This is a genomic window from Klebsiella sp. Ech2A, assembly GCF_030078455.1.
In the GTDB taxonomy this organism is placed as follows: domain Bacteria; phylum Pseudomonadota; class Gammaproteobacteria; order Enterobacterales; family Enterobacteriaceae; genus Klebsiella; species Klebsiella terrigena.
On the sequence record NZ_JAQGFU010000083.1, the window covers coordinates 1 to 20627 of the forward strand.

Annotated in this window: 18 protein-coding genes and 1 pseudogene; 8 read left to right on the forward strand and 11 right to left on the reverse strand. The window is 59.5% G+C overall.

Annotated elements, in window-relative coordinates:
- Both PFH44_RS15575 and gapA read right to left on the reverse strand, forming a co-directional pair.
- On the reverse strand, positions 1-869 hold an 869-nt coding region (locus PFH44_RS15575), incomplete at its 3' end, for a D-hexose-6-phosphate mutarotase (protein WP_283825447.1).
- A gap of 87 nt (positions 870-956) precedes the next feature.
- Complete coding sequence (gene gapA / locus PFH44_RS15580) at positions 957-1952, reverse strand: glyceraldehyde-3-phosphate dehydrogenase (RefSeq protein WP_045855008.1); 996 nt, start codon at positions 1950-1952, stop codon at positions 957-959.
- A gap of 339 nt (positions 1953-2291) precedes the next feature.
- On the opposite strand from gapA, the gene msrB reads away from it, so the two are divergent.
- Positions 2292-2705: a peptide-methionine (R)-S-oxide reductase MsrB gene (gene msrB / locus PFH44_RS15585; protein WP_045855009.1), complete on the forward strand. Its 414-nt coding sequence runs from the start codon at positions 2292-2294 to the stop codon at positions 2703-2705.
- Between the two features lie 44 nt (positions 2706-2749).
- A complete protein-coding gene (locus PFH44_RS15590; RefSeq protein ID WP_283825448.1) occupies positions 2750-3025 on the forward strand; it encodes a YeaC family protein in 276 nt (91 codons plus the stop codon).
- A gap of 72 nt (positions 3026-3097) precedes the next feature.
- Here the strand turns inward: PFH44_RS15590 and yajD are convergent, their stop codons facing one another.
- The 5 genes from yajD to sppA all read right to left on the reverse strand — a co-directional run bounded on the left by yajD (position 3098) and on the right by sppA (position 8919).
- Entirely contained in the window at positions 3098-3442 is a 345-nt protein-coding gene (gene yajD / locus PFH44_RS15595; RefSeq protein WP_045855011.1) for an HNH nuclease YajD, read from the reverse strand.
- Positions 3443-3579: 137 nt separating this feature from the next.
- Positions 3580-4833 (reverse strand): chitinase ChiD, encoded by a 1254-nt coding sequence (chiD, locus tag PFH44_RS15600; protein ID WP_283825449.1) that lies wholly within the window; start codon positions 4831-4833, stop codon positions 3580-3582.
- A gap of 169 nt (positions 4834-5002) precedes the next feature.
- On the reverse strand, positions 5003-5644 hold the full coding sequence (gene pncA, locus PFH44_RS15605; protein ID WP_283825450.1) for a bifunctional nicotinamidase/pyrazinamidase: 642 nt from the start codon (positions 5642-5644) through the stop codon (positions 5003-5005).
- Between the two features lie 10 nt (positions 5645-5654).
- Positions 5655-6671 (reverse strand): asparaginase, encoded by a 1017-nt coding sequence (gene ansA / locus PFH44_RS15610; protein ID WP_045855013.1) that lies wholly within the window; start codon positions 6669-6671, stop codon positions 5655-5657.
- A gap of 394 nt (positions 6672-7065) precedes the next feature.
- Positions 7066-8919 (reverse strand): signal peptide peptidase SppA, encoded by a 1854-nt coding sequence (gene sppA / locus PFH44_RS15615; RefSeq protein WP_283825451.1) that lies wholly within the window; start codon positions 8917-8919, stop codon positions 7066-7068.
- A 165-nt stretch (positions 8920-9084) separates the two neighbouring features.
- Here sppA and PFH44_RS15620 point away from each other — a divergent pair, with 165 nt between their 5' ends.
- Positions 9085-9636 carry an NAD(P)H nitroreductase gene (locus PFH44_RS15620; protein WP_045855015.1) on the forward strand — a complete coding sequence of 184 codons (552 nt, stop codon included), beginning with the start codon at positions 9085-9087 and terminating at the stop codon, positions 9634-9636.
- A gap of 45 nt (positions 9637-9681) precedes the next feature.
- Here PFH44_RS15620 and phoC read toward each other — a convergent pair whose 3' ends face one another.
- Entirely contained in the window at positions 9682-10428 is a 747-nt protein-coding gene (phoC, locus tag PFH44_RS15625) for an acid phosphatase PhoC (RefSeq protein ID WP_045855016.1), read from the reverse strand.
- Between the two features lie 227 nt (positions 10429-10655).
- Here phoC and selD point away from each other — a divergent pair.
- Positions 10656-11698 (forward strand): annotated as a pseudogene (gene selD / locus PFH44_RS15630) (selenide, water dikinase SelD).
- A 4-nt stretch (positions 11699-11702) separates the two neighbouring features.
- The gene (locus PFH44_RS15635; RefSeq protein ID WP_283825452.1) at positions 11703-13649 is read left to right on the forward strand and encodes a DNA topoisomerase III; all 1947 of its coding nucleotides are present in this window, start codon (positions 11703-11705) and stop codon (positions 13647-13649) included.
- A gap of 85 nt (positions 13650-13734) precedes the next feature.
- Here the strand turns inward: PFH44_RS15635 and gdhA are convergent, their stop codons facing one another.
- The 3 genes from gdhA to xthA form a co-directional block, all read right to left on the reverse strand.
- Positions 13735-15078 (reverse strand): NADP-specific glutamate dehydrogenase, encoded by a 1344-nt coding sequence (gdhA, locus tag PFH44_RS15640; protein WP_123551298.1) that lies wholly within the window; start codon positions 15076-15078, stop codon positions 13735-13737.
- 296 nt (positions 15079-15374) lie between these two features.
- A complete protein-coding gene (locus tag PFH44_RS15645; protein ID WP_283825453.1) occupies positions 15375-15785 on the reverse strand; it encodes a pyrimidine (deoxy)nucleoside triphosphate diphosphatase in 411 nt (136 codons plus the stop codon).
- A gap of 253 nt (positions 15786-16038) precedes the next feature.
- Complete coding sequence (gene xthA, locus PFH44_RS15650; RefSeq protein WP_241721676.1) at positions 16039-16845, reverse strand: exodeoxyribonuclease III; 807 nt, start codon at positions 16843-16845, stop codon at positions 16039-16041.
- Positions 16846-17291: 446 nt separating this feature from the next.
- On the opposite strand from xthA, the gene astC reads away from it, so the two are divergent.
- From astC to astD, 3 genes are all read left to right on the forward strand, one after another.
- Positions 17292-18512: a succinylornithine/acetylornithine transaminase gene (astC, locus tag PFH44_RS15655; protein WP_283825454.1), complete on the forward strand. Its 1221-nt coding sequence runs from the start codon at positions 17292-17294 to the stop codon at positions 18510-18512.
- The gene (astA, locus tag PFH44_RS15660) at positions 18509-19540 is read left to right on the forward strand and encodes an arginine N-succinyltransferase (RefSeq protein WP_283825455.1); all 1032 of its coding nucleotides are present in this window, start codon (positions 18509-18511) and stop codon (positions 19538-19540) included. Before astC ends, astA begins: the two co-directional genes overlap by 4 nt.
- A partial coding sequence (astD, locus tag PFH44_RS15665) for a succinylglutamate-semialdehyde dehydrogenase (RefSeq protein WP_283825456.1) occupies positions 19540-20627 on the forward strand: 1088 nt, incomplete at its 3' end. The genes astA and astD, both read left to right, overlap by 1 nt.

Here is a 20627-nt window from a genome sequence, read left to right on the forward strand (position 1 = left end):
CGAATAGTCTGCGCCAGGCGAGACGGCTTCTCTTCGCTGGCTTTCTGCGGCTCGGTAACGCAGCAGGTTTCGACGCAAACGAAGGTTTTGTAGCCGTCGTCCGGCATATCGCCCATGCTCACGGAAAGCGCCGGGCCCGGGTTCCAGCCCACCACGTTGCTGTTATGGTGATGAATAACGTCAACGCCGCGGTTCAGCGCGCCGTCGTGAATAACGCTGCAGGCATCCGCGTTGAGATAGACGCGGTCGGTGCGGTCCGGGAAGGTCTCTTCGCCGTTGCTCAGCACGCCTTCCTGGGCGTTGTTCACCTTATCGATATAGCGATCGCCGAGGCCGCTGACCTTAACCGCCGCGATATCTCCAACGTTGAAGTAGCTGTGCAGGGCGGAGGTGGTTTCAAATTCACCGTGCGCTTCCAGTTCGATTTCGCAGGTTTTACCCAGCTTGAAGCGCGCGTAGAGCGTAAATTCGTGCGGCCAGTACTGACGGGTCTTATCGCTGCTTTTCAGTTCGAAGGTCAGCAGTACGCCGCCTTCATCTTCATCATGGCCCTTCAGGGTCCACGGCAGATTGCGGGCGAAACCGTGGGAGGGAAGGCCCTGCTGTGCCGACGGGCCAAACCACGGCCAGCAGATCGGCACGCCGCCGCGCAGCGCGACGCCGGTTTTAAACGGCGTGTTGCCGCTCAGCCACAGCACCTCTTCCTCTCCGGCGGGTTTCCAGGAGAGCAGGTGCGCGCCCTGGTAGGCGACGGAGGCTTTAACCTGCGGATGGTCAACGACAATCAGCTCGAGGTCGTCAAGCTGGCGGCGGGAAAGGACAGGGGTAACTTGTTCAATAACCGGGAGAGCAAAAATTTTGTTAATCATGGTGCAATCCTTGGTGTGCAGGTACCGAGTTAAGCCATAAAAAAAGGCGACCGAAGTCGCCTTTTTGGATCAGGTTCTCATCTCAACTTATTTGGAGATGTGAGCGATCAGGTCCAGAACTTTGTTGGAGTAACCAGTTTCGTTGTCGTACCAGGAAACCAGTTTCACGAAGTTGTCGTTCAGAGCGATACCTGCTTTAGCATCGAACACGGAAGTGCAAACTTCGCCGTTGAAATCGGTAGATACAACGTCGTCTTCGGTGTAGCCCAGAACGCCTTTCATTGCGCCTTCGGAAGCAGCTTTGATTGCTTTCTTAATTTCTTCATAAGAAGCAGCTTTTTCCAGACGAACGGTCAGGTCCACAACGGATACGTTCGGAGTAGGAACGCGGAACGCCATACCGGTCAGTTTGCCATTCAGTTCTGGCAGTACTTTACCTACTGCTTTAGCAGCACCGGTAGAGGACGGGATGATGTTCTGGGATGCGCCGCGGCCGCCGCGCCAGTCTTTGTGAGACGGGCCATCAACGGTTTTCTGAGTTGCGGTGGTCGCGTGAACGGTGGTCATCAGCGCTTCGACGATGCCGAAGTTGTCGTTGATAACTTTAGCCAGCGGTGCCAGGCAGTTAGTGGTGCAGGATGCGTTAGAAACGATGTCCTGGCCTTCGTATTTGTCAAAGTTAGCGCCTTTAACAAACATCGGAGTGTTGTCTTTGGACGGGCCAGTCAGAACGACTTTTTTCGCGCCAGCAGTGATGTGTTTACGAGCGGTTTCGTCAGTCAGGAACAGACCAGTTGCTTCAGCAACGATGTCAACGCCTACTTCGTCCCACTTCAGGTTAGCCGGATCGCGTTCAGCGGTAACACGGATTTTTTTACCGTTAACGACCAGATGACCGTCTTTCACTTCAACGGTACCGTTGAAACGGCCGTGAGTGGAGTCATACTTCAGCATGTAAGCCATGTAGTCAGCGTCTAACAGGTCGTTGATTGCAACGATCTCGATGTCAGAACGTTCTTGAGCAGCACGGAAAACAATGCGACCGATACGGCCAAAACCGTTGATACCTACTTTGATAGTCATATATTCCACCAGCTATTTGTTAGTGAATAAAAGGTTGCCTGTAAAATTACAAAAACCTTACGCAGCGTCAAGCGGAATCGTGTCAATCATTGCGACAAATCAATCCTGAGCACACCTTTGCGCGATTGATTTGCCTCACTCTCCCTTTGAGCCCAATTCCATATGGGGACTGCGCGCGGAATTTTAAAGGTCATTAAAGATAAAAATGTGATTTACATCACAATTATCTAGCTGCCCATCGGCATCGAATAAGTTTAGAACAAAAGTCCACGCTTCATTGTTAATGTTTTGTTAGAATCGAGCGGTTAAAGTTGTCCTTTCACAGCGAGAAGCATGCACATGTCGAATAAACCCTCCTCGGACGAGCTCAAAAAAGAGTTGAGCGAGATGCAGTTTTACGTGACGCAGAATCACGGCACCGAGCCGCCGTTCACCGGCCGACTGCTCCACAACAAGCGAGACGGCGTCTACCACTGCCTGGTGTGCGACGCGGCGCTGTTTCACTCGCAAACCAAGTACGATTCAGGCTGCGGCTGGCCGAGCTTTTTTGAGCCGGTGAGCGACGAGGCCATTCGCTACCTGAATGATTACTCCCACGGTATGCAGCGCACGGAAATTCGCTGCGGCAAATGCGATGCTCACCTTGGGCACGTCTTCCCGGATGGTCCGCAGCCGACCGGCGAGCGTTTTTGCGTAAATTCGGCGTCGTTAAGCTTCAACGACGAGGATAACGGCGAGCAGATCAAGGGTTAGAGAAACGATTCAGCAAATTATTCCAATGCGGAGTTGAGCGGACGATGGATATCGAGCAAATTATCGACAGTATGACCCCGGAAGTTTATCAGCGTCTGGCCACGGCGGTGGAGCTGGGAAAATGGCCGGATGGGGTGGCGCTAACCCCGGAGCAGAAAGGGAATAGCCTGCAGCTGGTGATGCTGTGGCAGGCGCGACACAACGTCCAGGCCCAGCACATGACGATTGATACCAGCGGGCAGATGGTGATGAAGAGCAAGCAGCAGCTGAAGGTGGAGTTCGGCATTACGCCAGAACCTATTGTGACGTTTAAATCCTGAGCGGCTCGCGCGGGGGTTGCTTACGCAGGCCCGGCGGGTTTCGCCGCCGGGCGCTGAAGCTTTACGAACCGGTTACTTCTTGTTCATCATCGCTTTAAGATCGGCAAACGGGTTATATTTCGCCTCACCGACGCTCTTTTGCGCGTCTTCGCCCGCCACTACCGTTGAGCCATACTGATCGGCTTCCGTGTACTTGGAGTGCTCGTGGTCGTGGCAGTACAGGCACAGCATCTCCCAGTTGCTGCCATCTTCCGGGTTATTGCTGTGATCGTGATCGATATGGTGCACCGTCAGCTCGCGCAGGTTCGAATAGACAAATTCACGGGAACAGCGTCCGCAGACCCACGGGAAGAGCTTTAGCGCCTTTTCGCGATAGCCGACTTCCAGACGGGCGTAGTTTTTGGGGATAAAAGCCATAAAGCCCCATGCCTCCTGTAGCAAATGAAAAGCTGCGCCAAAGCCTGGCGCAGCCGATTGCGACAATCATAACCTATCCCCGGACGGGACACACCTCATCTCCTCCTGGGCGCTGCGGGACCGTAACGGCCGGCAGGCTAGTGTTTAATCCCTAACGACTCTGCCAGCTGCTTAGCCAGCTGATTTTGCTCATCGGCGCCGTACTCCCAGAACATCGCCCCTGCCAGCCCCTTACTCTTGATATAGTCGGCCTTGAGGGCCACGGAGCGCGGGTTTTCGTAGGAGAGCGCAAACAGCGCCTTGCCGTCCGCCGACTGCACCGACAGCCACGGCACCTTCGCCTGGTCATCCCAGTGCTCGCTAAAGCGCTTTTGCGGATCGTTAAGCAGCTTCGCGACGATATCGTTGTACTTCACGTAGGTATCTTTGCTCAGATCGAAGCCCAGGGATTTGAACAGCGCGATCTGCTCGGGGCCGAAGTACGGCTGAGTGACGGGATTTTTCTGCGCATCGGGTTTGCTCCAGTCGATACCCGGCTCAACCGCCCGTTTTGGCACCCGGCCATAGAAACCAATGCCGAGGTTCATCTGGCTCGGCTTTAAACCGGCGGCAAGATAGTTATTCACCACGAAATCGGCGCTGTACTTATCCGCTGCCGCCACCGTCGGCCAGCGCGTTGAATCGTACAGATTCGAGTTGAAGTACTGGGTGCCGTAGGCCATGTCGTAGGTCATCAGGTTGATGTAATCCAGCAGCGGGGCGATAGCTTTGACGTCAACCCAGCTTTTTGGGCTTTCGGCGTTGGCGCCCACGGCGATGGTCACCAGCTTTTTATGACCAAATGCGCCACGCAGCTCCTTCAGCAGGGCGGTGAAGTTGTCGCGATCGGCAGGCTGGCTGGCGACCAGTCCCCACGCGCCGTTGACCGGATACTCCCAGTCGAGGTCGATACCGTCGAGGCCATACTGCGCGACGATCTCCTGCGCCGAGCGGATAAACGTCGCGCGGCTCTCTTCGCTGGCTGCCGCGCCGGGAAAGCCACGCGCTCCCCAGCCGCCAACGGAGAGCAGAACCTTCAGCTCCGGGTTCTGCTGGCGCAGTGCGGGGATTTTGCGTAAATCAGCCTGCACTTTTGGCGACAGCCAAATCTGATGCAGGCGGGCAGGGTCTTTTAACGCCGCGTTGGTTTCATCCTTTTCGTCGTTGTAGACCAGGCCAAAGGAGTAGTTGAGGTGGGTAATCTGGCGCACGTCCAGCTTATCGATGTCGCCGCCCGGCCCGGCGGTCACGTCGCCGCCGCCGTTAAAGTAGCCGACGGACATCAGGGCTTGAGCTGAGACCGCAGAAGCGCAAAGCAGGGGTAATGCTGCCAGCAAAGGCAAAAGTTTCATGGACGATCCTCTTTGACATTAAAAAAGCAAACACGCCACGGAATGGCGTGGCGAAAAAATAGCCCGCCCACACTATCAGCAATAGCCTGTTGAATCTGCGAGTTAGCTCAATGAATCGCGTAGAGGAAGCGCAAGGGAGTGGCCCGAAGCGGCGGCTTCGGGCGAGGGGTCAGGCCTGGGTTTCCAGCCAGTCGCTGAGGGTATAGAGCGTTGCGCCGGCGGCGGCCATGGCCATAAAGGCGTGGGCGCTGTCCTGGGGCTGGATATTGACGCCGCGACAGCCGTCGGTAATCACGTTAACGCGATATCCGAGGTTGAGCGCATCGAGCACCGTAAACTGGACGCAGTAGTCGGTCGCCAGACCCAGTACGATAAGCTCGACGATCCCGCGCGCGCGCAGCCAGTCGTCAAGCTGGGTTTTGTGGCGATGGCCGTTGTCGAAAAAGGCGCTATAGCTATCGATCGCCGGGTTTTCACCCTTGTGGAACACGGCGGCAATATCCTGCTGTTTAAGCAGCGGATGCAGCTCTGCGCCGGCGCTGTGCTGCACGCAGTGATCCGGCCAGAAGGTCTGCGCCAGCCCGTCGAGCTCACCCTGCGAGTAGGGCTCGGCCTGGTGCTGGCTGGCGAAGCTGCCGTGGTTTGCCGGATGCCAGTCCTGGCTGGCGACCACGATTTCGCCGCGCGCCAGGCTCCAGTCGATCAGCCGGTTGGCGACATCAACGGTGCTATCGCCCTGCGGAACGGCGAGCGCGCCGCCCGCGCAAAAATCATTTTGTAAATCAACAAGCAGCAGTGCTCGATTGCTCATCATCAGCTCCTTACTCATCGGGAGTCAGCTCGCCGCGCAGGTTTTCCTGCATCAGGCGGCGAATGGCCTCAACGTCCAGATTCTGGCTCAGCAGGTAGTGCAGCTTGGTCAGCGTCGCCTCGACGGTCATATCGAAACCGCCGATCACGCCCGCCTGGGCGAGGGCGTTGCCGGTGGCATAGCCGCCCATGTTAACTTTGCCGGACATGCACTGCGTCAGGTTAATCACCACAATCCCGCGCTGGCTGGCCTCCGTCAGAACCTGAATAAACTCGCCGTTCTGCGGGGCGTTACCGACGCCGTAAGAGCGCAGGATCAGCGCCTTCACCGGCTGGCGGAGAAAATTGCGCACCACGTCGGCGGAGATACCCGGGTAAATCGTCACCACGCCGATCGGCTGCGGCGTAATCGGGTGCACGATCAGCTCGCCCACGCCGTGCGGTGCCGGCGGCGTCCCGAGGCGGCGGATATGGATCCCGGCCTCCAGCAGCGGCGCCAGATTCGGCGAAGCAAAGGCGTTGAAGCCGTCTGCATGGGCTTTGGTGGTGCGGTTGCCGCGATACAGGCAGTTGTTGAAAAACAGCGCCACTTCGTTAATCGGATAGTTCGCCGCAACGTACAGCGCGTTCAGCAGATTGATCTGCCCGTCGGAGCGCAGCTCGGCCAGCGGTATTTGTGACCCTGTCACAATTACCGGCTTGCCCAGGTTCTCCAGCATGAACGACAGCGCCGAGGCGGTAAACGCCATGGTGTCGGTGCCGTGGAGGATCACGAAGCCATCGTACTCATCATAGCGGGCGCGGATGTCTTCCGCGATATGCTGCCAGTCCTCCGGCGTCATATCGGACGAATCCATCAGCGGGGCATATTCGTGAATGGTAAAGTCCGGCATCTCCGGACGGTGGAACTCAGGCATCAGCGCGAGCTGACGCTGCAGGTGGCCGGAAACGGGGATATAGCCGTGTTCGGAGCGCTGCATACCGATGGTCCCACCGGTGTAGGCAACGTAAATCGATTTCTTTTGCATAACATCGCTTAGGTTGTACGTGGACAGGCGCAGTATAAGGTGGTCGCGAAAAAAATACAGCGTCTATACCCGTCATACTTCGAGCTGCAGATGCGTTAGCTGCGCTTGCTCACCCCGGTCACATAGTGGCCTATGCTCCCGGGGATTCGCTCACTTGCCGCCTTTCTGCAACTCGAATTATTTAGGGTATATCCGTTTTTCGGGTTACAGATGTGCTGGCTGCGTATGCTCGCCCTGGTCACATAGTGACCTGTGCTTCCGGGGATTCGCCCGCTTGCCGTCATCCTGCAGCCGGAATTATTTAGGGTATATCCGTTATGGCATGGTGACAGATGTGTCGGCTGGAGTGGCAAACCCCGGCCCGTGGCCGGGGTTTGCTGTCGAACGGAGAGGGCTAGCGGATATTGGCGCAGGTTAAGCAGAAGGCGTAGCGATTCTGCGGATCGTTAAACGCCGCCAGCTTGTCGCTTTCGGCCTTCACCGCACTGGCCGCCGCCGCGACGGGCGCGGGGAGCAAGGCCTGCAGCGCCGTCGGCAGAGAGGCGCGCACGGAACCGGTCAGGCTATCAACCACCATTGAGAAGAAGGTCGGATCTTCCTGGTAGTAGTCGATGTGCCACTGCTTCAGCTTCGCCAGCTCGGCGGCTTTCGCCACCGCGTCATCGAAGTCGCCGAGGCTATCCACCAGACCGTTGGCTTTGGCATCTTCACCGGTCCAGACGTGGCCCTGGGCAATCTGGTCAACCTTCTCCGGCGTACTCTTACGCGCGTTAGCTACCAGGGTAATAAAGCGCTTATAGCCGTTCTCAATGCTCATCTGCATCATTTGCTGCACTTCTGGCGGCAATGATTTGGTGGTGGAGACGTCCGCCAGCGGCGAGGTTGATACGCCGTCGGTATGCACGCCGATAGAGCCGAGAGTGTTTTCAACGGTGTTGATCACGCCAAAGATGCCGATGGAGCCGGTGAGGGTGCTCGGGTTCGCCACGATGTAATCCGCCGGGGTGGAGATCCAGTAGCCGCCGGAGGCCGCCATCCCGCCCATGGAAACCACCACCGGTTTGCCCGCTGCCTTCGCTGCCGCCAGCTCCTCGCGAATCACTTCCGAAGCGCTGACGCTGCCGCCGGGGCTGTTAACGCGCAGCACGATGGCTTTCACCTTCGGATCGAGGCGCGCATCGCGGATCTGGGCCGCGGTGGTGTCGCCGCCGACGTTGCCCGGGGTTTCTTCACCGTCCATGATCGCGCCGTTCGCGAAGATAACCGCAATCGAGGCGCCCTGGTCGGAAGGCGTCTTCACGCTGTAATCGTAATAGCTGATGGCGCGATAGTTGTTATCCGCCTTGCTCCAGCCAAACTGTTTGGTCAGCGCCTTTTCGATGTCGGTGGAGGTCGCCAGCTCGTCAACCAGCTTGCTGTCCAGGGCGTATTTCGCCGTATCGCCATCGACCTTACGCAGTCCGTCGAGCACGCCCTGAGCGCCGGGGAAGAGCTGCTGGGCGGTGATCTGCCGGTTGGCAGCGATGGTATTGAGATAGTTCTGCCACAGTTCGCCTATCCAGCGGCCGTCGGCTTCACGGGCGGCCGGGGACATATCGTCGCGGATAAACGGCTCTACCGCTGACTTATAGGTGCCGACGCGGAAAACGTGGGTTGAGACCTTCAGCTTATCGAGCAGCGACTTGTAGTACAGGCCGTTAGTGGCAAAACCGTGCAGATCAACTTCGCCCTGCGGCGAGAGCCAAATTTTATTGGCGAAGCTTGCCAGATAGTACTGCCCCTGGCTGTAGCTGCTGCCGACGGCGTAGACAGGCTTGCCGCTATCGCGGAATTCGCGCAGCGCTTTACCGATGTACTGCATCGACGGCTGGTCACCGCCGGCAAAATTTTTCAGATCCAGCACGATACCGGTGATATTACGGTCGTCTTTGGCCTGACGGATGGTTTGTACGATATCAAACAGCGAGTTTTCCTGCAGGCGATCGGAGCTGGCGCCAAACAGCTGGCGGCCAATCACCCCGAGCTTGCTGCTGGCCGAAGGTTTGTCGACCACCACGCCGGTGATATCCATCAGCAGCGCGCCGCGGGCGGCATGCTCCGTAGTGGTGCTGCTGAACTGCGCCCAGATGCCGAAGCAAACCAGCACCAGCAGCAGGAACACCAGGTTCAGCGCGAGCTGACGAATAAAATTAAGTACTCGCCACGTCCATTTAAAAAATCCGGCAATCAGTCGCCAAAGGGTTCGCATGTATTCTCCCTAACATTATCAAAAGTGGGCTAACCGCAGGGGCTGCCGCGTCTGGCTATCCTAAAGAGAGCATCGGCGCTTGTCAGCAGGAATCACCCGTCGTGCTGTAACAAAATTCTTGTGCATGTTAATTTTATGAAAAATAACCTCACAGGAGTCACATAGATGGATGCTCTCGATCTACTGATTAACCGCCGCAGCGCCTCGCGCCTGGCTGAACCGGCCCCGGCCGGCGAACAGCTGGAAAATATCCTCCGCGCCGGCCTGCGCGCCCCGGATCACGGGACCTTACAGCCGTGGCGGTTCTTTATTATTGCCGATGAAGGGCGCGAGCGCTTCAGCCAGCTGTTGGAAAAAGGCGCCGTTGCGGCCGGACAGGATGAAAAGGGCGTCGAGAAAGCGCGCAGCGCGCCGTTCCGGGCGCCGCTGATTATTACCGTGGTTGCCCGCTGCGAGGATCACCCCAAGGTGCCTAAGTGGGAGCAGGAGATGTCGGCGGGCTGCGCGGTCATGGCGATGCAGATGGCCGCGGTCGCTCAGGGATTCAACGGTATCTGGCGCAGCGGAGCGTTAACCGACAGCGCCATCGTGCGAGAAGGGTTTGCCTGCCGCGAGCAGGACAAGATTGTCGGCTTCCTCTATCTGGGGACGCCGCAGCTGAAGGCATCAACCAGCATCGCTCTGGCCGACACCGCGCCGTTCGTCGTGCGTTTCTGAGGATGAATTGCCCGGCAGGCGCCTGCCGCCGGGCTGCTTCAGGCGCTACTTCTGCTGTTTAGCAAACTCATCTTTCGCTTTCTGCAGCTGCTGCTGGAAAGCCGGGTTGGTATGCAGCGTTGCGACGACCGCCGAGCCGACAATCCGCGCCGCGTCGACGTCGCTTTGCCAGTGATAGCCGCAGATCACCCGGCTCTCGCCGAGCTCGTAGCCGCGCTTGAGGATCTCATTCTGCCGCTGCGGGTTAACTTCGGCCAGCACCAGCGCCGTGGCCCAGCCGATAGAGGTATGACCGGAAGGATAGGAGCCGTTCTTCGACAGCTTATCCTGCTCGGTGGTGTTGCAGGTGGCGACGCCGTAAAACGCGAACGGACGAATGCGCATGTACTTCTCTTTCGCCCCGCGGGTCGCCAGGTCGCCGGCATCTTCAATCATATTGGTCAGCAGCTTGTGCAGCGCCGGCGCGTCCTTTTCGGTGATCGGCGAGCCGAATGCGCCGGAGAAGGCGTTCGCCACGCCGCCTGCGCTGAGGTTTGCGTCCTCCGCCGCCAGCTTACCGCGCTCGGTGGCCCGCAGCAGACGTCCTTTCTCATACATCGCCTGATCGTTTAAAAAGGCGATGCTGCCCACTTCCGGCGGCGGCGGCAGGAGCGCCAGGCTATCGATGGCCTGAGCATTTTTCAGGTAGTAGAGGTCAGGTTTAGTCGTGGCATCGTTACCCGTTGCCGTCAGGGCAAAAGCGTTAACGGAGAAGAGGCCTGCCAGGCAAAGGGCGAGAAGGCGCTTTTTCATCAAAATTTCCTTTCGTTGTTATCTGTCCAGAGAGAGCAGAACGTTTGGTTGTCACATTTCTGTCATCTTTTAGTTAAAGTTAAAATGACGCTGAAAAAATGGTTCTCTATCGCAAAATCGCATATTTGTCTGCTTAATGAGCAACTATTCGCGATTTCAGACTGTCGTACTTACCACCTTGACGTTTGGGCGCTACCATAGCGGGATTGCAATGACAGGAGATGTCCATGAGCGAGCAAGCTATTCGTTTAACGCAATACAGCCACGGAGCCGGTTGCGGGTGTAAAATTTCCCCTAAGGTGCTGGAAACTATCCTTAAAAGTGACCAGGCAAAGTTTATTGACCCCCATCTGCTGGTAGGCAACGAAACCAGCGACGATGCGGCGGTCTACGACCTGGGCAACGGCACGTCCATCATCAGCACCACCGACTTCTTTATGCCGATTGTCGACAGCCCGTTCGACTTTGGCCGCATTGCCGCGACTAACGCCATCAGCGATATTTTCGCCATGGGCGGCAGGCCGATTATGGCGATAGCGATCCTCGGCTGGCCGATTAACACCCTGGCGCCGGAAATCGCCCGTGAAGTGGTTGATGGCGGCCGATTTGCCTGCCAGCAGGCGGGGATCGCGCTGGCCGGCGGCCACTCCATTGACGCGCCGGAGCCGATTTTTGGCCTCGCGGTGACCGGCGTAGTGCCCACCGAGCGCATCAAGAAAAACAGCACCGCCGAGGCGGGATGCCGGCTGTTCCTCACCAAACCGCTGGGGATCGGCGTGCTGACCACCGCCGAGAAAAAATCGCTGCTCAAGCCTGAGCATCAGGGGCTGGCGACCGAAACCATGTGTCAGATGAACCTCGCTGGCGCCGCGTTTGCCAATATCGACGGCGTGAAGGCGATGACCGACGTCACCGGCTTTGGCCTGCTTGGCCACCTGAGCGAAGTGTGCCGCGGGGCGGGCGTACAGGCGCAGCTGAACTATGCCGACATCCCGAAACTGCCGGGCGTGGAGGAGTATATTCTCGCCGGCGCGGTTCCCGGCGGCACCGGACGCAATTTCGCCAGCTACGGCCATCTGATGGGCGAAATGCCCGCCGAGTGGCGCGATCTGCTGTGCGATCCGCAAACCTCCGGCGGCCTGCTGTGGCAGTCTCGCCGGAAGCTGAAGCCGAGGTCCGCGCGGCGGCAGAGGCGTCCGGCGTGACGCTGGCCGCGATCGGCGAGCTGGTTACCGCCCGCGGTGGACGCCCCATGATCGAGATCCGTTGATTACATGCGGCTGTTTATTGCAGAAAAACCGAGCCTCGGCCGCGCCATCGCCGAGGTGTTACCCAAGCCGCATCGCAAGGGTGACGGCTATATTGAGTGCGGCAACGGGCAGGTGGTCACCTGGTGTATTGGCCATCTGCTGGAGCAGGCGCAGCCGGATGTCTATGACGGGCGCTACGCGCGCTGGAACCTGGTCGATCTGCCCATCGTCCCGGAGAAGTGGCAGCTACAGCCGAAACCCTCGGTCAGCAAACAGCTTAACGTTATCAAGCGGCTGCTGGGCGACGCCGAAGAGGTGATCCACGCCGGTGACCCGGACAGAGAAGGTCAACTGCTGGTGGATGAAGTTCTCGACTATCTGCAGCTGGCGCCGGAAAAGCGTCAGCAGGTGCAGCGCTGCCTGATAAACGATCTTAACCCGCAGGCGGTTGAGCGGGCGATCTCTCGCCTGCGCGCCAACAGCGAGTTTATTCCGCTCTGCGTCTCGGCGCTGGCCCGCGCGCGCGCCGACTGGCTGTACGGGATCAACATGACCCGCGCCTACACGCTGCTCGGGCGTAATGCGGGCTATCAGGGCGTGCTCTCGGTCGGGCGCGTGCAGACGCCGGTGCTCGGGCTGGTGGTGCGTCGCGATGAAGAGATCGAGAACTTTGTGGCGAAGGATTTCTTCGACGTCAAAGCGCATATCGTTACTCCCCAGGACGAGCGCTTTGTCGCCACCTGGCAGCCGAGCGACGCCTGCGAATCCTGGCAGGATGAGGAGGGGCGCCTGCTGCACCGCCCGCTGGCCGAGCACGTCGTCGCGCGGATTACCGGCCAGCCGGCGCTGGTCACCGCCTACAACGATAAGCGGGATTCGGAGCCCGCTCCGCTGCCGTTTTCGCTCTCGGCGCTGCAGATTGAGGCCGCAAAGCGTTTTGGCTTCAGCGCGCAAAACGTGCTGGATATTTGCCAGAAGCTGTACGAGACCCACAAGCTTATCACCTACCCGCGTTCGGACAGCCGCTACCTGCCGGAGGAGCATTTCGCCGGCCGCCATACGGTACTCAACGCCATCGGCGTCCACGCGCCGGATTTACTGCCCCAGCCGGCGGTTGATCCGGAGATCCGCAACCGCTGCTGGGACGATAAAAAGGTTGATGCGCACCATGCCATCATTCCCACCGCGCGCAGCAGCCAGGTGCGGCTGACGGAGAACGAGATCAAGGTCTACGGCCTGATCGCGCGTCAGTACCTGATGCAGTTTTGCCCGGACGCGGTGTTCCGCAAATGCCAGATTGACCTTGAAATCGCCAACGGCAAGTTTGTTGCCAAGGCGCGCTTCCTCGCCGAGGCCGGCTGGCGGGCGCTGCTGGGTAATAAAGAGCGCGACGAAGAGAACGACGGTACGCCGCTGCCGGTGGTGGCGAAAGACGATGAGCTACTGTGTGAGAAGGGCGAAGTGGTGGAGCGACAAACCCAGCCGCCGCGCTATTTTACCGACGCGACGCTGCTCTCTGCGATGACCGGGATTGCCCGCTTCGTGCAGGATAAGGATCTGAAGAAGATCCTGCGCGCCACCGACGGTCTGGGCACCGAGGCGACCCGCGCCGGAATTATTGAGCTGCTGTTTAAGCGCGGCTTTTTAGTCAAGAAAGGGCGCTATATCCACTCGTCGGACGCGGGACGGGCGCTGATCCACTCCCTGCCCGAAATGGCCGCGCGGCCGGATATGACCGCGCACTGGGAATCGGTGCTGACGCAAATCAGCGAAAAGCAGTGCCGCTATCAGGACTTTATGCAGCCGCTGGTGGGAACGCTTTATCAGCTTATCGACCAGGCGCGCAGCACGCCCGCTCGTCAGTTCCGCGGTATCGTTGCGCCGGGAGGCGCTAAGAAAGCGTTCAGCAAAGGCAAGCCGAGGGCGAAGAGCAAGAAGCCAGCGGCGGATGCGCCTGCCGACAATCCATAATCAAAGACCCCGCAGGCCGGGGTCTTTTTCGTTGGGCTCCGTCAGCGGCTCTCCCGGATAAGCGCGATCCGGGAGAGCCCGCGGATTAAATCACACCCTGTGCCAGCATCGCGTCGGCGACCTTAACGAAGCCGGCGATGTTGGCGCCGCGCACGTAGTTAGTCTGCTTCGCTTCGCCGCCGTACTCCACGCAGGCGTGGTGAATATCAAGCATGATATGGTGCAGGCGAGCGTCAACCTTCTCTGCTTTCCAGCTCATTCGCGCGGCGTTCTGCGCCATTTCGAGGCCGGAAGTCGCTACGCCGCCGGCGTTAGCGGCTTTACCCGGCGCGAACAGCACGTCGGCTTCGAGGAACAGGTCGGTTGCCGCGATGGTGGTCGGCATATTGGCGCCTTCGGCCACGGCCTTCACGCCGTTGGCGATCAGCAGGCGGGCGGCGTCAACGTCCAGTTCGTTTTGCGTGGCGCACGGCAGCGCAATATCCACCGGCACGGACCACGGCTGCTGGCCTTCGAGGTACTGCAGGCCAAACTCGCGGGCGTAGTCGGCAACGCGACCGTCGCGGCTGGCTTTAATTTCACACAGGCGCGCCAGCTTCTCTGGGGTAAAGCCCGCTTCGTCGACCACGGTACCGCTGGAGTCAGAGGCGGTAATGACGCGCGCGCCAAGCTCCATGGCCTTTTCGATGGCGTACTGGGCAACGTTGCCGGAGCCGGAAACCGCTACGCGCATTCCTTCGAAGCCCAGGCCGTGGCGTTTAAGCATCGCTTCGGTGAAGTAGACCAGACCATAGCCGGTCGCTTCCGGGCGAATCAGGCTGCCGCCAAAGGAGAGTCCTTTGCCGGTGAACACGCAGGCGCTGTTGTTGGAGAGCTTACGCATCATCCCGGCCATAAAGCCCACTTCGCGACCGCCAACCCCGATATCGCCAGCCGGCACGTCGGTGTCCGGGCCTAAGTGACGATACAGTTCGGTCATCAGCGACTGGCAGAAGCGCATCACTTCGCCGTCGCTCTTCCCTTTCGGATCGAAGTCGCTGCCGCCTTTACCGCCGCCCATAGGCAGGGTGGTCAGGGCGTTTTTGAACGTTTGCTCGAAGCCGAGAAATTTGAGGATCGACAGGTTGACCGACGGGTGGAAGCGCATGCCGCCCTTGTACGGGCCGATAGCGGAGTTGAACTGCACGCGCCAGGCGCGGTTAACCTGCACCTGATTACGGTCATCAACCCATACGACGCGGAACTGGATGGCCCGCTCCGGTTCAACCAAACGTTCCAGCAAATTGAGCTGGCGATAGCGCGGATTTTCCTCAAGGAAAGGCCACAGGGTGGTCATCACCTCGCGGACGGCCTGAGCAAATTCGGTTTGATGAGGATCGCGCTGTTGAACGCGGGCGAGAAAACCTTCCAGAGTGCACGTCTGATCCATAGATATAAGTTCCCCTTATGGTTGTGATTGCGTTTATACATGTCATCCTTCAGGCTGGCGGCGCCCGCTTACCCGGTGCGCCTGCTCGTGTAAGCGGCCGGAGAAAGGCTCCCATGCCGCCGCGCTGCAACCTGAATGATTTTATGGATATTTATTATGATTCGGCCCTTGAAAAAGCCGATTTTCCGACTATAACACCGGCAATCGTTAGGCAAGCAAGGAAAAGTTACCCTGAAAGCAAAATTTATAATCTGCCGGCTGTCATAACTAAAAGCGATGACCGTGGCCTCGCGGCATTAGCGGGAAAGGAGGGACGCGCTTTGGGCGATAAAGGCTTCCAGCAGGGGGATATCCGCTGGCGCGAGGTTGAAGGTTAAGGCTTCCTGCGGCGAGCACCAGCGTAGCTGGCTGTGGTAGTGCGCGGTTGGCGTACCGCTAAAGTGGGGCACCCACCAGGCGTGAAGATGAATCAGCCGGCCGGAGACCTCCCGCCGGTGGCTGGCGATATAGCGGGCGGGAAGGGCGACGATGCCGAGCTCCTCCTGCTGCTCGCGGGCAAGCGCCTGCGCCTGGCTCTCGCCGGACTCCACCTTGCCGCCGGCAAACTCCCACATTCCCGGCTGGTCAGCGTGCGGCGGGCGCTGCGCAAGCAGGATATTGCCGTCCTGCTCGATAATGGCGGCCACAACATCAATGGTTTTTAGCATCTGAATCATCGTTCCATGAAGGATAATGGCCTATTATCACCGCCTTTGTGACGCCCAGACAACCCCTTAGCCCGCTGGAGATATGCCGTGCTCGACCGCCCTGGGAGGCTGCTACCAGAACGGCGCCCGGTACCGCGTGGCGATAATATATAAGGCGACACCGGGCAGATTGCCAGGGGCGCTGCTTTGTTGATTTTGCTCAGGATAATCTGACTCTCCGCCCGGCAGAGGGCGGAGAGTCAGGTCGGCGGGGTTACGGCTTAAAGGTGGCCCACACCGGCGCGTGATCGGAGGGTTTTTCCATCGCGCGAATTTCGTAATCAATGCCGGTTTCGACGCAGCGCTGCGCCAGCGGGGTGCTGGCCAGCAGCAGGTCGATACGCAGGCCGCGATTGTCGTCGAAGCCTTTAGAGCGGTAGTCGAACCATGAGAACTGCTCGTTGCTTTCCGGGTTAGCGTGGCGCCAGGTATCGACCAGGCCCCAGCCCAGCAGGCGCGCCATCCACTCGCGCTCCTCCGGCAGGAACGAACATTTACCGGTACGCAGCCAGCGCTTGCGGCTCTCTTCGCCGATGCCGATATCGAGGTCCGTCGGGCTGATGTTCATATCGCCCATAATCAGCACCGGATTGTCCTTTTTCAGCTCGTTATCGAGGTAGTCCTGCAGATTCTGGTAAAAAGCCGCCTTGGCGGGGAATTTTGTCGGATGATCGCGACTTTCGCCCTGCGGGAAGTAGCCATTAATCACCGTCACGTTGCCGGACGCGCTGGGGATTTCCGCCATGATAATGCGGCGCTGGGCCTCTTCATCGTCGCCCGGGAAGCCGCGACGGACGCTAACCGGCGTCTCTTTGGTCAGCAGGGCGACGCCGTAGTGGCCTTTCTGCCCGTGGTAGAACACGTTGTAGCCGAGCTTTGCCACCTCTTCGAGAGGGAACATATCGTCGTGAACTTTGGTTTCCTGTAGGCCAATGACGTCAGGCTGATGCTTGTCGACGATGGCGGCCAGCTGATGCGGGCGCGCACGCAGGCCGTTGATATTAAAAGAGACAAATTTCATAGTCGCTGCCACTGTGCTAGGTGAATAGTGCAGGGATGTTAGCAGAAATTCGGCGGGCTGGCTGCCGGAAGGCATTTTATTGTCCGCCGCGCCGGGCGCAGGGCGGCGAATGGCCAAATCCTGCACCATTCTGGCGCATCCTGCGCCAAAAAAGGGCGAATATCTACGATAAATTTCGTAGAGGATCACAAATACAGAATTATATCTCACTGATGAATAAACTATCTGTTTTATTCACTGCTCATCGGCCTTTATCGGATTGTTATTCACTATTTATGCATTTAATGTGAATATTTAACTTTTGTAAGCTATTGATATTCCGCGATCTACCTCAGTTTATGCATTTTTTCCTCTGGCTGGCACGATGCGTGCAATCTACATTTACAGCGTAATAACCCATAATATTTAACATTATTCATACTTTTTATTTACCGGAAGAGGTCGATATGTCTCAGTCAATTACGCGCAGCAACTTTGAGCAATGGATGATGCCGGTTTACGCGCCGGCGGCGTTTATTCCGGTACGCGGTGAGGGCTCACGCCTGTGGGATCAGCAGGGGAAAGAGTATATCGATTTTGCCGGCGGCATCGCGGTGAACGCGCTGGGGCACGCCAATCCCCGGCTGGTTAACGCGCTGACGGAGCAGGCCGGGAAGTTCTGGCATACCGGCAACGGCTACACTAACGAGCCGGCGCTGCGGCTGGCGAAACAGCTTATTGACGCCACCTTTGCCGATCGGGTCTTTTTCTGCAACTCCGGCGCAGAGGCCAACGAAGCGGCGCTGAAGCTGGCGCGCAAATACACCCACGACCGCTACGGCAGCCAGAAAAGCGGCATCGTAGCGTTCAGGAATGCCTTCCACGGCCGGACGCTGTTTACCGTTTCTGCCGGCGGCCAGCCGGCCTACTCCGCAGACTTTGCGCCGCTGCCGCCGCAGATCCAGCACGCGGTTTATAACGACCTGGACTCGGCCAGGGCGCTGATTGACGACAATACCTGCGCGGTTATCGTCGAGCCGATGCAGGGTGAAGGCGGCGTGGTGCCGGCGGACCCGGCATTCCTGCGCGGCCTGCGCGAGCTGTGCGACGCCCACAATGCGCTGCTGATTTTCGATGAGGTGCAAACCGGCGTCGGGCGCACCGGCGAGCTGTATGCCTATATGCACTACGGCGTCACGCCGGACGTGCTGTCGACCGCCAAGGCGCTGGGCGGCGGCTTCCCGATTGGCGCGCTGCTGGCCAGCGAAGAGTGCGCCAGCGTGATGACCGTGGGTACCCACGGCACGACCTATGGCGGCAATCCGCTGGCCTGCGCGGTCGCCGGCGAGGTGCTGTCGATTATCAATACGCCGGCGGTGCTGAACGGCGTTAAGCAGCGCCACCAGTGGTTTAGCGAGCGGCTGGAGGCGATTAACGCCCGCTATGGCCTGTTCAAAGAGACCCGCGGCCTCGGGCTGCTGATTGGCTGCGTTCTGAAGGATGAGTACGCCGGTAAGGCCAAAGCCATCAGCACCCAGGCGGCGGAGGATGGGCTGATGATCCTGATTGCCGGCGCGAACGTGGTGCGCTTCGCGCCGGCGCTAATAGTGAGTGAGGAAGAGGTGAACGCCGGTCTGGATCGCTTTGAGCTGGCCTGCCGCCACTTCCTCGCGGGAGCGTCATCATGATGGTTATCCGTCCGGTGGAACAGAGCGATCTGGCGGGGCTGCTGACGCTGGCGGGGGAAACCGGCGGCGGCCTGACCTCGCTGCCGGCGGACGCCGCGACGCTGGCGGCGCGGATCGAACGCTCGCAAAAGACCTGGCGCGGCGAGCTGCCGAAAAGCGAGCAGGGCTACGTTTTCGTCCTTGAATATACGGCCAGCGGCGCGGTGGTGGGCATCTGCGCGGTCGAGGTGGCGGTGGGGCTGAACGATCCCTGGTACAACTACCGCGTCGGCACCCAGGTTCACGCCTCGAAAGAGCTGAACGTCTACAACGCGCTGCCGACCCTGTTTCTCAGCAATGACCACACCGGCAGCAGCGAGCTGTGCACGCTGTTTCTCGACCCGGCGTGGCGCAAAGAGGGCAACGGCTACCTGCTGTCGAAGTCGCGCTTTATGTTTATGGCCGCCTTCCGCGAGCGCTTTAATGAAAAAGTGGTGGCCGAGATGCGCGGCGTCATCGACGACAGCGGTTACTCGCCGTTCTGGGAAAGCCTGGGCAAGCGCTTCTTCGCGATGGAGTTTTCCCGCGCTGACTATCTGTGCGGCACCGGGCAGAAGGCGTTTATCGCCGCGCTGATGCCGAAGCATCCGCTCTATATCGACTTTTTATCCGATGAAGCGCGGGCGGTCATCGGTGAAGTGCATCCGCAAACCGCTCCTGCGCGGGCGGTACTGGAGAAGGAGGGGTTCCGCTACCGCAACTATGTCGATATTTTCGACGGCGGCCCAACCCTGGAGTGCGATATCGACCGGGTGCGGGCGATTCGCAAAAGCCGGCTGGTCGCCGTGGCGGAAGGACAGCCGGCGCCGGGCGAGTGGCCGCTGTGCCTGGTCGCCAACGAGCAGTATCAGCAGTTTCGCGCGATGCTGGTGCAGGCCGACCCCGATACCGACCGTCTGCTGCTGAGCGCCCGCGAGCTGGATGCCCTCAAATGCCACCCCGGCGACAGTATCCGCATGGTGCGCCTGATCCCCGAGGAGAAAAAGTGATGAGTCTATGGATTAACGGCGACTGGCAAACCGGGCGCGGCCCGGCCCGCAGTAAAAGCAACCCGGTGAGCGCAGAGCCGCTGTGGCAGGGTAACGACGCCGACGCCGGGCAGGTTGCGCAGGCGGTTGAGGCCGCCCGGCGCGCGTTTCCGGCGTGGGCCAAAGCGCCGCTTCGCGTGCGCCAGGCGATCGTCGAAAAGTTTGCCGCCCTGCTGGAGGCCAACAAAGCGCCGCTGACGGCCATTATTGCCGCCGAAACCGGCAAGCCGCGCTGGGAGGCGGCGACGGAAGTTGGCGCGATGATCAATAAAATTGCCATTTCGCTCAAGGCCTACCACAGCCGTACCGGCGAGGCGAACACCGCCATGGGCGACGGGTCGGCGACGCTGCGCCATCGGCCGCACGGCGTGCTGGCGGTATTCGGTCCGTACAATTTTCCCGGCCATCTGCCAAACGGCCATATCGTACCGGCGCTGCTGGCGGGGAATACGGTGGTGTTTAAACCCAGCGAGCTGACGCCGCAGAGCGGCGAGGCGGTGGTGAAGCTGTGGGCCGAAGCGGGCCTGCCGCCGGGGGTGCTGAACCTGCTGCAGGGCGGGCGCGAAACCGGCGAGGCGCTGAGCGGCCAGTCCGATATTGACGGGCTGCTGTTCACCGGCAGCTCCGCCACCGGCTTTCAGCTGCATCGCCAGCTGGCCGGACAGCCGGAGAAGATCCTCGCGCTCGAAATGGGCGGCAACAACCCGCTGATCGTTGACGAACCACAGGATATTGATGCCGCCGTGCATTTGACCATCCAGTCGGCCTTTATTACCGCCGGGCAGCGCTGCACCTGCGCCCGTCGTCTGCTGGTGAAGCGCGGCGAGGCCGGAGATGCGTTCCTGGCGCGATTGGTGGCCGTCGCGCAGCGGCTTATTCCCGGCGCGTGGGACGCGGAGCCCCAGCCGTTCCTCGGCGGCTTAATCTCCCCGCAGGCGGCGCAGAAGGTCCATCAGGCCTGGCTGCAGCACGTCGCCAACGGCGGCAAAACGCTGCTGGAGCCGCGGCTGCTGGAGGCAGGAACCTCGCTGCTGACCCCGGGGATCGT